The sequence below is a fragment of the Kitasatospora sp. NPDC022856 genome (genome assembly GCF_055561235.1).
This window is the reverse complement of sequence record NZ_JBVHHE010000006.1, coordinates 16,523-29,208: the sequence shown is the minus strand read 5'-3', so window position 1 is coordinate 29,208 and position 12,686 is coordinate 16,523. Positions and strand designations below refer to the sequence as shown.

The following is a 12,686-nucleotide window of genomic DNA, read 5'->3' as shown; positions in this document are numbered from 1 at the left end:
GCCTGTCCGGATTCGCCCCGCGCTGTCCTGCCGGCATCAGCCGGGCAGCCGAGGTACCACTGCCCGGGCGGACGCCACACGCGTAGACTCCTCCCGTGGCCAAAGTGACGCGCGACGATGTAGCCCGACTGGCTGGTACCTCGACCGCGGTCGTCAGCTACGTCATCAACAACGGGCCGCGCCCGGTCGCGCCCGCGACCAAGGAGAAGGTGCTCGCGGCGATCGAGCAGCTCGGCTACCGGCCGAACAGCGTCGCCCAGGCGATGGCCTCCCGCCGCACCAACCTGATCGGCATGGTCGTCCCCGACGCCCGCCAGCCGTTCTTCGCCGAGATGGCGCACGCCGTGGAACGCGCCGCCTCCGAGCGCGGCAAGCTCGTCCTGATCGGCAACTCCGACTACGTGGACGACCGCGAGGTGCACTACGTCCGCGCCTTCCTCGGCATGCGGGTCTCCGGCCTGATCCTGGTCAGCCAGGGCCCCTCGCAGCGGGCGGCCGAGGAGTTCGCCGCGATGGAGGGCGCCAAGGTGGTGCTCCTGCACCGCCGGCCCGAGGCGATCGACGACGTCGCGGTGGTCACCGACGACGTGGCCGGCGCCGAGGCCGTCGTCCGCCATCTGCTGGAGGAGCACGGGCACCCCTACGTGGCCTGCTTCGGCGGCCCGGTCGAGTCCCCCGCCCCCGGCGACCCGGTCATCGACCACGTCGAGGGCTGGCAGCGCGCCATGGACGCCCACGGCCTGCCTACCGAACCGCACCTGATCGACGCGCCCTTCCACCGCTACGGCGCCTACGAGGTCGCGCTCGGCCTGCTGGGCTCGGCCGAGCGGCCGCCCGCCGTCTTCTGTTCCACCGACGACCAGGCGATCGGCGTGCTGCGAGCCGCCCGCGAGCTCGGCCTGCGGGTCCCGGAGGACCTCGCGGTGGCCGGCTTCGACGACGTGCCCGAGGCCGCCTTCGCCGACCCGCCGCTGACCACCGTCGCCTCCGACCGCGACGCGATGGCCCGGGCCGCGGTGGACCTCGTCCTCGACGACTCGCTGATGGTGCCCGGCTCGGACACCGAGCGGGTCCGGAAGTTCCCGTCGCGCCTGGTCATCCGCCGTTCCTGCGGCTGCCGGCCGAGCGCGCCGCAGGAGACTCGGCCGTCCTAGCGGCGGTCCCGGCCTGACCAGGCTTTATGAGAAGTCAACGGGCTTCTCGGGGGCTTCTGACCCCGTTCTCATCGGATCCTCATCCGGCGGGCGGACGTTGGTCGGCATGAGCGATCAGCAGCACGGCAGCGAGCAGTACGACCCGTACCGGGCCCCGCACGGACACCCGCACCCCGCCGAGGTACCGGTCGTCCAGGGCACCGTCCTCGACAGCACGACCACCGGGTACCCGGCCGCCGGCCACCCCTCGGTCGGCACCCCGCCCCCTCCCCCGCCCGCGGCCCCGCCGATGCCGCCGGCGCCCCCGGCCGCCGACGGACCGACGTCCCACGGCGGGCACGGCGGGCACGGCGGCCGGGGCAGGCGCGGCCTCCTGCGCGGCCGGGTCGCGCTGGTCACCGCCGTCGCGGCGGTCGCCGCCGTCCTCGGCGGGGTGACCGGCGGTGTGGTCGCCGCCCAGGAACACGGCTCGGCCACCCGGACCGGCACCATCGCCAGCCCGGTCTCCGCCCGCTCGGACGGCAGCGCCGACGTCGCCGCGATCGCCTCGGCCGTCTCGCCGAGCGTCGTCCAGATCACCGTGAAGACCGCGAACGGCACCGCCACCGGCACCGGCGTGGTGCTCGACAAGGACGGCCGGATCCTCACCAACTACCACGTCGTCTCCGGCGCCTCCGACGGCGGTCAGGTCACCGTCACCTTCAAGGACGGCTCCACCGCCAAGGCCACCGTCACCGGCACCGACAAGTCGCTGGACGCCGCCGTGATCACCGCGAGCGGCGCCAAGGGCCTCAGCCCCGCCACCCTCGGCGACTCCTCCACCGTCGGGGTCGGTGACGCGGTCGTCGCCATCGGCAACCCGGAGGGCCTCACCGGCACCGTCACCTCCGGCATCATCAGCGCCGAGAACCGCGAGGTCACCGTCCAGGTCGACGAGGGCACCACCAGCGGCAACGGCGGCTTCGGCTTCCCGAACCTGCCCGGTCTGCGCGGCAGCACCCCGCAGCAGAACAGCGGTGAGACCGCGACCTACAAGGCCTTCCAGACCGACGCCGCGCTCAACCCCGGCAACTCCGGCGGCCCGCTGATCAACGCGAACGGCCAGGTCATCGGCATCAACTCGGCGATGTACTCGGCCGGCGGCTCCAGCTCCACGGCCGGCGGCGGCACCGCCGGCAGCGTCGGCCTCGGGTTCGCCATCCCGATCAACGACATCAAGCAGGTGCTGCCCGAGCTGCAGGCCGGGCAGAACATCTAGACGGACAATTACTCCGAGCAGGTCACCTCAGCACCCCAGCAACAGCACACCAGCAGCAGCACCCCAGCAGGCAGCAACCCAGCAGGCTCCCGACAGGCTCTCCACCGACGAGAGACGACGAGAAAGGGCAACCGCCCATGACCCCGGCCGCCGACGACCGCACCCCCGCCGAGCCCGGACCGGCCTCCGCCCGGCTCCTCGTGGTCGACGACGAACCCGCCCTCCGGGACGCCCTGGAGAGCAGCCTCGCCTTCGAGGGCTACGAGGTCGCCACCGCCACCGACGGCTACGAGGCGCTGGAGACCGTCGAGCGGGAGAAGCCCGACCTCGTCCTGCTGGACATCATGATGCCCCGGATGGACGGCCTCACCGCCGTCCGCCGGATGCGCTCGCGCGGCGACACCGTCCCGGTCCTGATGCTCACCGCCCGCGACGCCGTCGGCGACCGGGTCACCGGCCTGGACGTCGGCGCCGACGACTACCTCGCCAAGCCCTTCGAACTCGACGAACTGCTCGCCCGGGTCCGCGCCCTGCTCCGCCGCTACGCCCTCGCCACCGAGGCCGCCGCCCGCGCCGCGGCCGTCGAGGACGACAGCGAGGTCCTGGCCTTCGCCGACCTCCGGATGAACACCGCCACCCGCGAGGTCACCCGGGCCGGCAGGCCGGTCGAGCTGACCCGCACCGAGTTCATGCTGCTGGAGATGTTCCTCTCGCACCCCCGCCAGGTGCTCACCCGCGAGCAGATCCTCAAGGCGGTCTGGGGCTTCGACTTCGAGCCCTCCTCCAACTCCCTGGACGTCTACGTGATGTACCTGCGCCGCAAGACCGAGCAGGGCGGCATGCCCCGGATCATCCAGACCGTACGCGGCGTCGGCTACGCCCTCCGCCCGGCCGCCGGCACCACGGCGTGAGCGACACCGCCACCCCGCCCCCGCCCCTGCTACCGCCCCGCGTCCACCGCCGGCAGCGGCTCGCCCACTGGTACCGCGCCCAGTCCCTGCGCCGCCGGCTCACCTTCCTGACGGCGGCGGCGGTGGCGGTGGCGATCGCCCTGTCGGCACTGGCCTGCTGGTTCATCGTGGAGAAGCAGTTGTACGGGCAGGTGCGCAACGACCTGCGCAGCGTCCAACTACCGAAGGTCCGGCTCCCGGCGTACTGCCCCACCACTCCGGAAGAGGCTCTCAAGCAGGCCGCCCTGCCCTTCCCGCGCAACGGCAGCTCGCAGCAGGACCCGCCCAACTTCGCGTTCCGGGACACCCAGCTCGTCATGACCGACCCGGCCGGAGTCTGCCTGCCGCTCGGTGCCACGAGGGCGATCGCCCTCCAGCCGGACGATGCCAAGGTCCTCCAACTGCCGCCGAACCAGTCGATCTTCCGCAGCGGCCACTACACCAACGGCGCTCCCGCCCTGGTCCGGGTGTTCTGGGTCGGCACCGACAGGCCCGACGGACCACCCGTCCTGGTCATGATCGCCGCACCCACCGAACCGGTCGAGGAGTCCCTGCAGAACCTCGCCCTGATCCTCGGGGGCGTGGCCCTCGGCGGCATCATCCTCGCCGGGGTCGCCGGCCGGTTCGTGGCCCGCTCGGCGCTCAAGCCCGTCGACCGGCTCACCGACGTGGTCGAGCACATCGCCCGCACCGAGGAGGTCGGCAGCACGATCCCCGTGCACGGCAGCGACGAGATCGCCCGGCTCTCCGCCTCGTTCAACTCGATGAGCACCGCGCTCGCCAACTCCCGCGACCGCCAGACGCGGCTGATCGCCGACGCCGGGCACGAGCTCCGCACCCCGCTCACCTCACTGCGCACCAACGTCGACCTGATGATCCGCAGCGACGACACCGGCCGTCCGCTGCCCGCCGCGACCAGGACCAAGCTGCTCGGCAACATGAAGGCGCAGATGCAGGAGCTCACCGTCCTGATCGGCGACCTGCTCCAGCTCTCCCGGCCCGACACGCCCAAACCGGGCCGGATCCTGGCGGTGGTCGCCCTGCACGAGCTCGCCGACCGGGCCGTCGCCCGGGCGAAGCTGCGCGGTCCGGGGCTGGTCTTCGAGACCGACGTCGAGCCGTGGTTCGTCCAGGGCGACGCCGCCGCGCTGGAGCGCGCCGTGATCAACCTGCTGGACAACGCGGTCAAGTACAGCCCGCCCGGCGCCGCGATCGACGTCCGGCTCCACCAGGGCGTGCTGACCGTCCGGGACCACGGCCCCGGGATCCCGTCGGACGAGCTGCCGTACGTCTTCGACCGCTTCTGGCGCTCGCCGTCCTCGCGCCAGCTCCCCGGGTCCGGCCTGGGGCTGTCGATCGTCGCGCAGAGCGTGCGGGAGGCGGGCGGCGAGGTGTCGCTCGGCCCGGCGCACGACGGGGGCCCGGGCGCCCTGGCCACCGTCCGGCTGCCGGGCGGCCCCTCGGCCGACTAGCGGCCGGACCCGGACGGACGGAACGGGCGGGGCGCCCCGACAGCGCCCCGCCCGTTCCTCCGTCGGCTCCGGTCAGTCGTTGTCGACGCCCGGGCCGATGACCTTGATGCGGTCCTGCGCCGGCGCCTTCAGCGGCGCGGCCGCCGAGCTGTTGGCACCGAGGTAGGCGGCGAAGACGTCCAGGTCGGAGGCGCCGACCAGCTTGTCGGTGCCGGCCGCGAAGGCCGGGAAGCCGTCGCCGCCGCCGGCCAGGAACTCGTTGGCCGCGACGCGGTACTTGGCGGCCGGGTCGATCGCCGCACCGTTCAGCCGGATCGAGTCCACGAGCACCCGGTCCGCACCGGCCTTGCGCATGTCCAGGGTGTAGGTCAGGCCCTTGGAGGACTGCAGGACCTTCGGCGAGGCCGCGTTGGCACCGCTCACCTGCTGCTGGAGCAGCTGGACCAGCTGGGCGCCGGTCAGCGTCTTGACCTGCATCATGTTGGTGAACGGCTGGACGGTGAACGCCTCGCCGTAGGTCACCACGCCGTCGCCCTCGGCCCCACTCGCCTTGTAGACCAGGTCCGAGCGGATGCCGCCGGGGTTCATGAAGGCGAGCTGCGCCCCGCCCTTGTCGGCGGGCGCCAGGCCGGCCAGCTGGGCGTCGGCGATCACGTCACCGAGCGGCTTCTCCAGGTCGCTGTTGCCGCGGCCGTTGATGTCCGAGGCGATGTAGCCCAGCGGACGGTTGGCGATCGGCGCGGCCAGCTTGGAGTAGTGGTCGATCAGCGCCGTCATGTCCGGGGCCTTCTCGACCGTGCGGCGCACGATGTGGTTCTCGGCCTTGACCGAGGGGCGCACGATGGTGCCCGTGGTCTTGTCGAGCTTCAGGTCGATCTCGGTGTAGAGCCGGCCGAAGGAGGCGGCGCTGGTCACCGAGCGCGGCACGCCCTGCGGGTCGGGGATGGTGCAGGCGTAGGCGTTGTGGGTGTGACCGGTGACGATGGCGCCGATCGCCGGGTCCAGGTTCTTGGCGATGTCGACGATCGGGCCGGAGATGCCCTCGCCGGCGGCGCCGCAGTCGTAGTTGTAGGTGCTGCTGGCCGGCAGCCCGCCCTCGTGGATCAGGGCGACGATCGAGTTCACGCCCTGCTTCTTCAGCTCGGCCGCGTACTTGTTGATCGTGTCGACCTCGTCGCCGAACTTCAGGCCCTTGACGCCCTCGGCGGTGACGATGTTCGGCGTGCCCTCCAGGGTCGCGCCGATGAAGCCGACCTTGACGCCCTGCGACCTGGTCACCCAGTACGGGGCCAGGATCGGCTTGCCGGTCTTCTCGTTGGTGACGTTGGCGGCCAGGTAGTTGAAGTTGGCGCCCTTGAACTTGCGCCCCTCCTCGTAGCAGCCGTCCACCGGGTGGCAGCCGCCGTCCTGGAGGCGGATGAGCTCCTTGGAGCCCTCGTCGAACTCGTGGTTGCCGACCGCCGTGACGTCCAGGCCGAGCTTGTCCATCGCCTCGATGGTCGGCTCGTCGTGGAAGAGCGCCGAGGTCAGCGGGGAGGCTCCGACGATGTCACCGGCGGCGACGGTGATCGAGTCGTCCGCCGGGATCCGGGCCTGGCGCAGCGCGGTGGCCAGGTACTCGATGCCGCCGGCCGGGGTGCTGACCGGCTGACCGGTCGCCGGGTCGATCTCCCGGATGGTTCCGGACGAACCGGCCGGGGGCTCCAGGTTGCCGTGGAAGTCGTTGATCGCCAGCAGCTGGAGGTTGACGGTCTTGTGACGCTTGGCGTCCGCGGCCTGGGCGGCGGTCGGCATGGCCACGGTGCCGACGAGGCCGGCCGCGGCGACGGCGGCCAGAACGGCACGTCGGGATCTGACGGTGAGCATGAAGGTCCCCTGCACCTTGAGAGAGCGCCCGGCGGTCGACATGCGTGGACGGGCGACGGGAGGCGTTGCGCCAGTGCAGCCTAGAGTCAACGCGCGTAGCTGTCAGGACCCTGGACGTAACGACAGGGTTACCTGCTGACGAACCGTCGCCGCACGGCGGGCCGCCGGGCGGGCGCGCCGCAGCGGCCCGGAGCCGGACCGGGTTGACGCGGCGGGGGCTCCGGCGCACGCCGGAGCGGGGTTCAGAGACCTGGTTCGGATGCCAACTGGCGCTCTGCACGGGTCCGCTCGGCGACCGTGTCCTCCGTCATCGCGCGGTCGGTGTAGACCAATGGCCGCTCGGCCTCGGTGATGATGTGCTTCACCACCTGGACGTTGCCGTTGACGTCCCAGACCGCGATGCCGGGCGAGAGTGTGGGGATGATCTCAACCGCCCAGCGCGGCAGACCCAGCACCCGGCCGGTGGCTCTCGCCTCCTCGGCCTTCTGCATGTAGATCGTCCGGGTGGAGGCCATCTTGAGGATCGCCGAGGCCTCCTTGGCGGCCGCGCCGTCCACCACGTCGGACAGGTGGTGCACCACCGCCACGAAGGAGAGACCGAGCCGGCGCCCGAACTTCAGCAGGCGCTGGAACAGCTGGGCGACGAAGGGGCTGTTGATGATGTGCCAGGCCTCTTCCACCAGGAAGATCCGCTTGCGCCGGTCCGGCCTGATCCAGGTGTGCTCCAGCCAGACGCCGACGATCGCCATCAGGATCGGCATCGCGATCGAGTTCCGGTCGATGTGCGACAGGTCGAACACGATCAGCGGCGCGTCCAGGTCGATGCCGTCGGTGGTCGGCCCGTCGAACATGCCGCGCAGGTCACCGTCGACCAGCCGGTCCAGCACCAGGGCCACGTCCAGACCCCAGGACTGCACCTCGTCCACCCCGACCCCGAGCGACTCCACCGAGGCCAGCTCGGGACTGCGCAGGGTGTCGATGATGTCGTCCAGCACCGGCTGCCGGTCGGTCACCGAGGCGATCACATGGGCGTGCGCCGCCTTCAGCGCGAACCCCGCCCGCTCCTCCAACCCGCGCCCCATCGCCACCTCGACGATGGTGCGCAGCAGCGACAGCTGGCCGGTCTGGGTGATCGCCGGGTCCAGCGGGTTGAGCTTCACCCCGCCGTCCCGGGCCGCCATCGGGTCGAGCCGGATCGACTTTATGCCCAGCGCGTTGGCGATCAGGTTCCACTCGCCGACGCCGTCCTCGCCCTGCGCGTCCAGCACCACCACCTGCCGGTCACGGAACCGCAGCTGGCGCAGCACGTACGTCTTCTCCAGCGCGGACTTGCCGTTGCCCGACTCCCCGAGCACCAGCCAGTGCGGAGCCGGCAGCTGCTGCCCGTACAGCTGGAAGGGGTCGTAGACGTAGCCCTTGCCGCTGTACACCTCGCGGCCGATGATCACGCCGGAGTCACCCAGTCCCGGCGCGGCGGTGGGCAGGTAGACCGCCTGCGCCTGGCCGGTGGAGGTGCGCACCGGCAGCCGGGTGGTCTCCACCTTGCCGAACATCAGGCTGGTGAACGCGTCGGTGAGGTTGCCGATCGCCATGCGGGGCCTCCAGGTGGATCAGCGGCGGATGCCGGTGGCGAACGGCAGGGTGTTGACGAATGCCCGGTGGTGCTCGCGGTCGCACCACTCCAGCTTGAGGTAGCTCTTGCCGGCCGAGGCACGGATGGTCCGCTTGTCGCGGGCCAGCGCCTCCGGGTTGCGCGAGGAGACGGTGATGTAGCCGACCAGGTTGACCCCGGCCGCGCCGGAGGCCAGGTCGTCACCGCGCTGGTCGACCCGGCCGGTGTGGGCCAGGTCGCGCGGGTCGACCGTCCGGTTCATCTTCGCGGCGCGGCTGGCCTCCGCCTCGTCGTTGGTCTTCTCGGTGAGCATCCGCTCGATCGCGACGTCGGTGGGCTCCAGGTCCATCGTCACCGCGACCGTCCGGATCACGTCCGGGGTGTGCACCAGCAGCGGCGCCAGGAAGTTGACGCCCACCGGGGTCAGCGGCCACTCCTTGATCCACGCGGTGGCGTGGCACCAGGGCGCGCGGGTCGCCGACTCGCGGGTCTTCGCCTCCAGGTACTGCGGGTTCGTCGCGTCCAGCTCGGCCGGCCAGGCGTTGCGCCGGGACATCGCCTGGATGTGGTCGATCGGGTGGTCCGGGTCGTACATCGAGTGCAGCAGCGAGGAGAGCCGCGCCTGCCCGAGCGGCTGGCGCACCCGGATGTCGGCCTCCGCCAGCCGCGCGCAGATGTCCGTCAGCTCACGGGCCATCACCGCGGCCAGGCCCTCGTCGTCCCGGGCCCGCCGCCCGGTCGCCGTCCGGCCCATCGCGTGCGCCTCGGCGGCCAGGTCACGGGTGTAGTGCATGCAGGCCACCAGGTACGCCCGGTGCTGCTCGGAGGAGGTCGACACCATCGACTGCAGCTGGTCGTACGAGTCCTTCAGCCAGCCCGGCGCGTCGTGGTCACCGCGTCGCTCCACGTCCTTGGCGTGCGCGTCCGGGTCCGCCGGCAGCGTACGGGCCAGGATCTGCAGCCGCGTCACGAAGCCGTCGCCGTTGGCGACGTGCTTCAGCAGCGTGCCGAACCGGTCGACCAGGGCCTCCTGGTCCTCCGAGTCGCGCAGGCCGACGCCCGGGCCCTCGATCTCGATCGCGGCCGTCACCGTCCGCCGCTCCAGGTGCATCAGCACCCCGACCTCGTCCGGCCCGAACGGCGCGGCCAGCCAGCGCAGCCGCCCCACCCCGGGCGGCGGGCCGACCTCGACCTCCCGCCCGTCCATCCGGGTCCCGGCGTCCATCACGTCCGACTTCCACACCGCCCGGCCGCTGCGGACCGTCCGGCGGTAGGTGCGGTTGATCTCCACCCACTTGTAGAACGTCCGGCGCCGGTACGGCACGTACACCGCCGCGATCGCCAGCAGGGGCAGACCGACCAGACCCGCGATGCGCAGCGGCAGGATCGGCATCAGCAGACCCCAGAGCATGCCGAGGAACGCCCCGAAGATGATCAGGACGATCTCGCCGGACTCCCGGTTGCGGCCGATCGGCGCGTTCGGGCGGGCCTTGCCGATCAGGTAGGTGCGGCGCTGGTGCACGTACGGCTGGGCGTACTGGGCGCCGTACTGGCCGAGTGGTTCGCTGCTCACTTACCCGTCACCCTCCCTTCGCTGGATTGCTGTCGCGGGTCGAGGCCGAGGCCGGCGAGGCCTGCGGCGGCGGCGCGGGGGACCGCGTGGCGTGGGCGGCGATGCCCGGCGCGACCGAGCCGCCGCCCACCCCCGGGCTGCCGCCGCCCCCCTGCGCGCCGCGGTCGCCGTGCGTGCTGATGCCCTGCTTCACCAGGTTCGCCGTGCCGTTGATCATCGCCGACCCGGCCGACACCGCGCTGGCCCGGGCATGGCGCATGCTCATGATCTCGTCGCCGAAGCCCGGCACGAAACGGTAGACGGAGGCGCTCGCGAAGATCGAGAGGAAGAGGATCGCCAGGCCGGACAGCACCCGGGCGAAGTCGTCGTTGGCCCCGGCGCCGGTGGCCACCGCGCCGGCCAGCCCGAGGATGATCACGATGATCGGCTTCGCCAGGTCCACCGCCAACATCACCCCGGCCCAACGGCGCACGTGCTTCCACAGCTGCTTGTCGACCAGCCCCGCGTACACCGCCGTCCCCAGCAGCGCGCCCACGTACAGCATCGCCGCGCGGATCAGCAGCTCGACCCAGAGCACCGCCGCCGCCAGCACGGCCACCAGCGACACGATGATCAGGATCAGCGGGCCGCCGCCCATGTCACCCTTCTCCAGGGTGTCCGCGAACCCGCCCAGGTACGTCCCGGTGTCGGACTTCGTCCCCACCGCGATCGCCGTGGTCAGCCCGTCCGTCGCGCTCACCACGGTGTACAGGATCAGCGGCGTGAACGCGGAGGCCACCACGGTCAGCCACAGGAAGCCGATCGCCTCCGAGATCGCCGTCGTCAGGGGCGCGCCGCGCACCGCCCGCTTCGTCACCGCCAGCAGCCAGAGCACCAGCGTGATGATCGTCGAGGCGGCGAACACCACCGCGTACTGCTGCAGGAACGACGCGTTGGTGAAGTCCACCTGCGTCGTCCCGTCGATGGCCCCCGACAGCTTCCGCACCACCCAGGACGCCGCCTGCGCACACCCCTTCGCGAGCGCCCCGAGCGGATCGGTGACACTCCCGACGGTCCCTGAGCCGGGGATGACCACCGCCCCGTTCGGAGCACAGCCCGCATCGCTGCCGGGAATCGGCAGGTCGACCTTCTGACAGGTGGCGCTAGGGGACGGCGTCGCCGTCGGCGACGGCTCCGCGAAGGCGCGCTGCGCCGTCAGCAGCGCGGCCACCTGCACGGCGGCCAGCGCCCCCGCGAACGCGCCGGCCCGGCGGGCACCGGGGCGCACGGCGGAGGGGGCGACAGGACGTGCGGCACGGCGCCGCGGAGTGAACTCAACGGGCATAGCGGAAACCCCCGAACTGCTGGACGGCGCCGGTGATCTCCTCGGCGGTGGCGGCCTGCTGGTCGCCCGGCATCGGGGCTGGGCCCGGCCGGCTTGCGTAGTCGGCGAGCTTCCAGTCACTGCCCGCCCAGCGCAGGGTCAGGGTGAGGGTGAACCAGTTCTCCATGACCGGCTGGACGGAGCGCTCGCCGGCGAGCCCGGTGAGGCCCGTGCACCAGACCTCGATCTTGGCCTCGCCGTCGCTGTAACCCACCTGCTTGGCACCCACCGGGACGGTGCGGCTGACGAAGGTGAGCCCCTTCGGCGCGCGGCCCTGGGCGTCGAGGCCGTAGCGGGCCGCGGTGTCCCCGCCGAACCCCTGGTCCAGGCGGGTCTGGAGGGCCGCGACGGCCGACGGGTCGGCGATGGTGGCCACGATGGTGTGGCGGCTGTCGGTGCGGAACATGTCGGCCGAGCCGATGGCGACCGCGTAGTTGGTGGCGGCCGACTGCGCGCCCTGGTCGGTGTGCGGGAAGCCGCCGGCGATCCCGTTGGTCGTGGTGCCGACGGGCTGGTCCCCGCTGGGCGCCGGCCCGGCGCCGGAGGCGGCCGTGGGGGCGACGCCGTCGGCCGAGCGGGCGGGCCCGGAGCCGGGGTCGGCCTTGCCGCGGTTGGCGATGGAGATCGCCACCACCAGCAGGGTCACGACCACCAGGACGGCCAGCAGGGTCCGCAGCGGCCGGGGCTGACGGGCAGTCGGCTGGGACGAGGGCTGTTCGCCGACCGGCAGCCGCGTACGGGTGTGCGGCTGGTCGTCGGACAACGGCACGGCGGCCCTCCTGGTGCTGGGAGCCGGGGAGGCTCCGGGGGCCCCTCCGCCCGTGGGCGGGCGCGGAGGGAGGGGTGGTGGGGTGGACTCCCGACGAGGGCTCCGACGGAACCGGCGGCCGGGCGGGCGGACAGCCGTGCCGCCCACGCGCGCCCGAACTGTCCGATCGTCAGATGGCCATGCCGTACACAATGGTGAACAGAGTGCCAAGTGATCCAATGATGAACACGCCGGTCAGCCCGGCGATGATCAGTCCCTTGCCCTGTTCGGCACCGAAGCTGTCCCGCATCGCGGTCGCGCCGATCCGCTGCTTGGCCGCGCCCCAGACGGCCAGGCCGAGGCAGGCCAGGATCGCCACGGCCATGACGACCTCGACCATCACCCGGGCCTCCGACCCGAGACTCGCGAACGGGCCCCAGTCCGGGGCGATCCCGCCGATGATGGTGTCGATATTCGGCTTCTTAGGAGGGTCTTCGGCCAGGTGGCCGATCGCGAGTCTGTCCACGCTGCTCAGGTTCATTTCCATCTCACCGCCCGATCAGGCAAATTCAAGGGCCCAGACCCCGTCCGCGCGAAGGGTCGGTACCTATTCTTGGCCAGATCTGATGTCGACTTGGCTGCTTCTCGCGGATTGGTCGTGCGGCACCGGACACGTACGCGAGGATGTCC

10 protein-coding genes are annotated in these 12,686 nt (G+C 72.1%); 4 read left to right on the top strand and 6 right to left on the bottom strand.

Annotated elements, in window-relative coordinates:
- Positions 1-95: 95 nt before the first annotated feature.
- The 4 genes from ACZ34W_RS09050 to ACZ34W_RS09035 all read left to right on the top strand — a co-directional run bounded on the left by ACZ34W_RS09050 (position 96) and on the right by ACZ34W_RS09035 (position 4,834).
- Positions 96-1,154 carry a LacI family DNA-binding transcriptional regulator gene (locus ACZ34W_RS09050; protein ID WP_359803847.1) on the top strand — a complete coding sequence of 353 codons (1,059 nt, stop codon included), beginning with the start codon at positions 96-98 and terminating at the stop codon, positions 1,152-1,154.
- 106 nt (positions 1,155-1,260) lie between these two features.
- Entirely contained in the window at positions 1,261-2,412 is a 1,152-nt protein-coding gene (locus ACZ34W_RS09045) for a S1C family serine protease (protein WP_465602816.1), read from the top strand.
- A gap of 137 nt (positions 2,413-2,549) precedes the next feature.
- Positions 2,550-3,323: a response regulator transcription factor gene (locus ACZ34W_RS09040; RefSeq protein ID WP_465602814.1), complete on the top strand. Its 774-nt coding sequence runs from the start codon at positions 2,550-2,552 to the stop codon at positions 3,321-3,323.
- A complete protein-coding gene (locus ACZ34W_RS09035) occupies positions 3,320-4,834 on the top strand; it encodes a sensor histidine kinase (RefSeq protein ID WP_329489095.1) in 1,515 nt (504 codons plus the stop codon). The genes ACZ34W_RS09040 and ACZ34W_RS09035 overlap by 4 nt, the downstream gene beginning before the upstream one ends.
- Positions 4,835-4,906: 72 nt before the next feature.
- Here ACZ34W_RS09035 and ACZ34W_RS09030 read toward each other — a convergent pair whose 3' ends face one another.
- From ACZ34W_RS09030 to ACZ34W_RS09005, 6 genes are all read right to left on the bottom strand, one after another.
- On the bottom strand, positions 4,907-6,700 hold the full coding sequence (locus tag ACZ34W_RS09030; RefSeq protein ID WP_380385463.1) for a bifunctional metallophosphatase/5'-nucleotidase: 1,794 nt from the start codon (positions 6,698-6,700) through the stop codon (positions 4,907-4,909).
- A gap of 242 nt (positions 6,701-6,942) precedes the next feature.
- Positions 6,943-8,292 carry an ATP-binding protein gene (locus tag ACZ34W_RS09025; protein WP_329489094.1) on the bottom strand — a complete coding sequence of 450 codons (1,350 nt, stop codon included), beginning with the start codon at positions 8,290-8,292 and terminating at the stop codon, positions 6,943-6,945.
- Between the two features lie 18 nt (positions 8,293-8,310).
- Complete coding sequence (locus ACZ34W_RS09020) at positions 8,311-9,885, bottom strand: SCO6880 family protein (RefSeq protein ID WP_329489093.1); 1,575 nt, start codon at positions 9,883-9,885, stop codon at positions 8,311-8,313.
- A 7-nt stretch (positions 9,886-9,892) separates the two neighbouring features.
- Complete coding sequence (locus ACZ34W_RS09015; RefSeq protein ID WP_359803850.1) at positions 9,893-11,152, bottom strand: hypothetical protein; 1,260 nt, start codon at positions 11,150-11,152, stop codon at positions 9,893-9,895.
- A 46-nt stretch (positions 11,153-11,198) separates the two neighbouring features.
- Positions 11,199-12,017 carry a DUF8175 domain-containg protein gene (locus ACZ34W_RS09010; protein ID WP_465602811.1) on the bottom strand — a complete coding sequence of 273 codons (819 nt, stop codon included), beginning with the start codon at positions 12,015-12,017 and terminating at the stop codon, positions 11,199-11,201.
- A gap of 169 nt (positions 12,018-12,186) precedes the next feature.
- Positions 12,187-12,537: a hypothetical protein gene (locus tag ACZ34W_RS09005; protein WP_329489090.1), complete on the bottom strand. Its 351-nt coding sequence runs from the start codon at positions 12,535-12,537 to the stop codon at positions 12,187-12,189.
- Positions 12,538-12,686 lie beyond the last annotated feature (149 nt).

What these genes read in the sequence shown, in the direction of transcription:
- ACZ34W_RS09045 (WP_465602816.1), top strand. Translation starts at nt 1,261, where the DNA reads ATGAGCGATCAGCAGCACGGCAGCGAGCAGTACGACCCGTACCGGGCC.
- ACZ34W_RS09040 (WP_465602814.1), top strand. Translation starts at nt 2,550, where the DNA reads ATGACCCCGGCCGCCGACGACCGCACCCCCGCCGAGCCCGGACCGGCC.
- ACZ34W_RS09030 (WP_380385463.1), bottom strand. Translation starts at nt 6,700, where the DNA reads ATGCTCACCGTCAGATCCCGACGTGCCGTTCTGGCCGCCGTCGCCGCG.
- ACZ34W_RS09025 (WP_329489094.1), bottom strand. Translation starts at nt 8,292, where the DNA reads ATGGCGATCGGCAACCTCACCGACGCGTTCACCAGCCTGATGTTCGGC.
- ACZ34W_RS09005 (WP_329489090.1), bottom strand. Translation starts at nt 12,537, where the DNA reads ATGAACCTGAGCAGCGTGGACAGACTCGCGATCGGCCACCTGGCCGAA.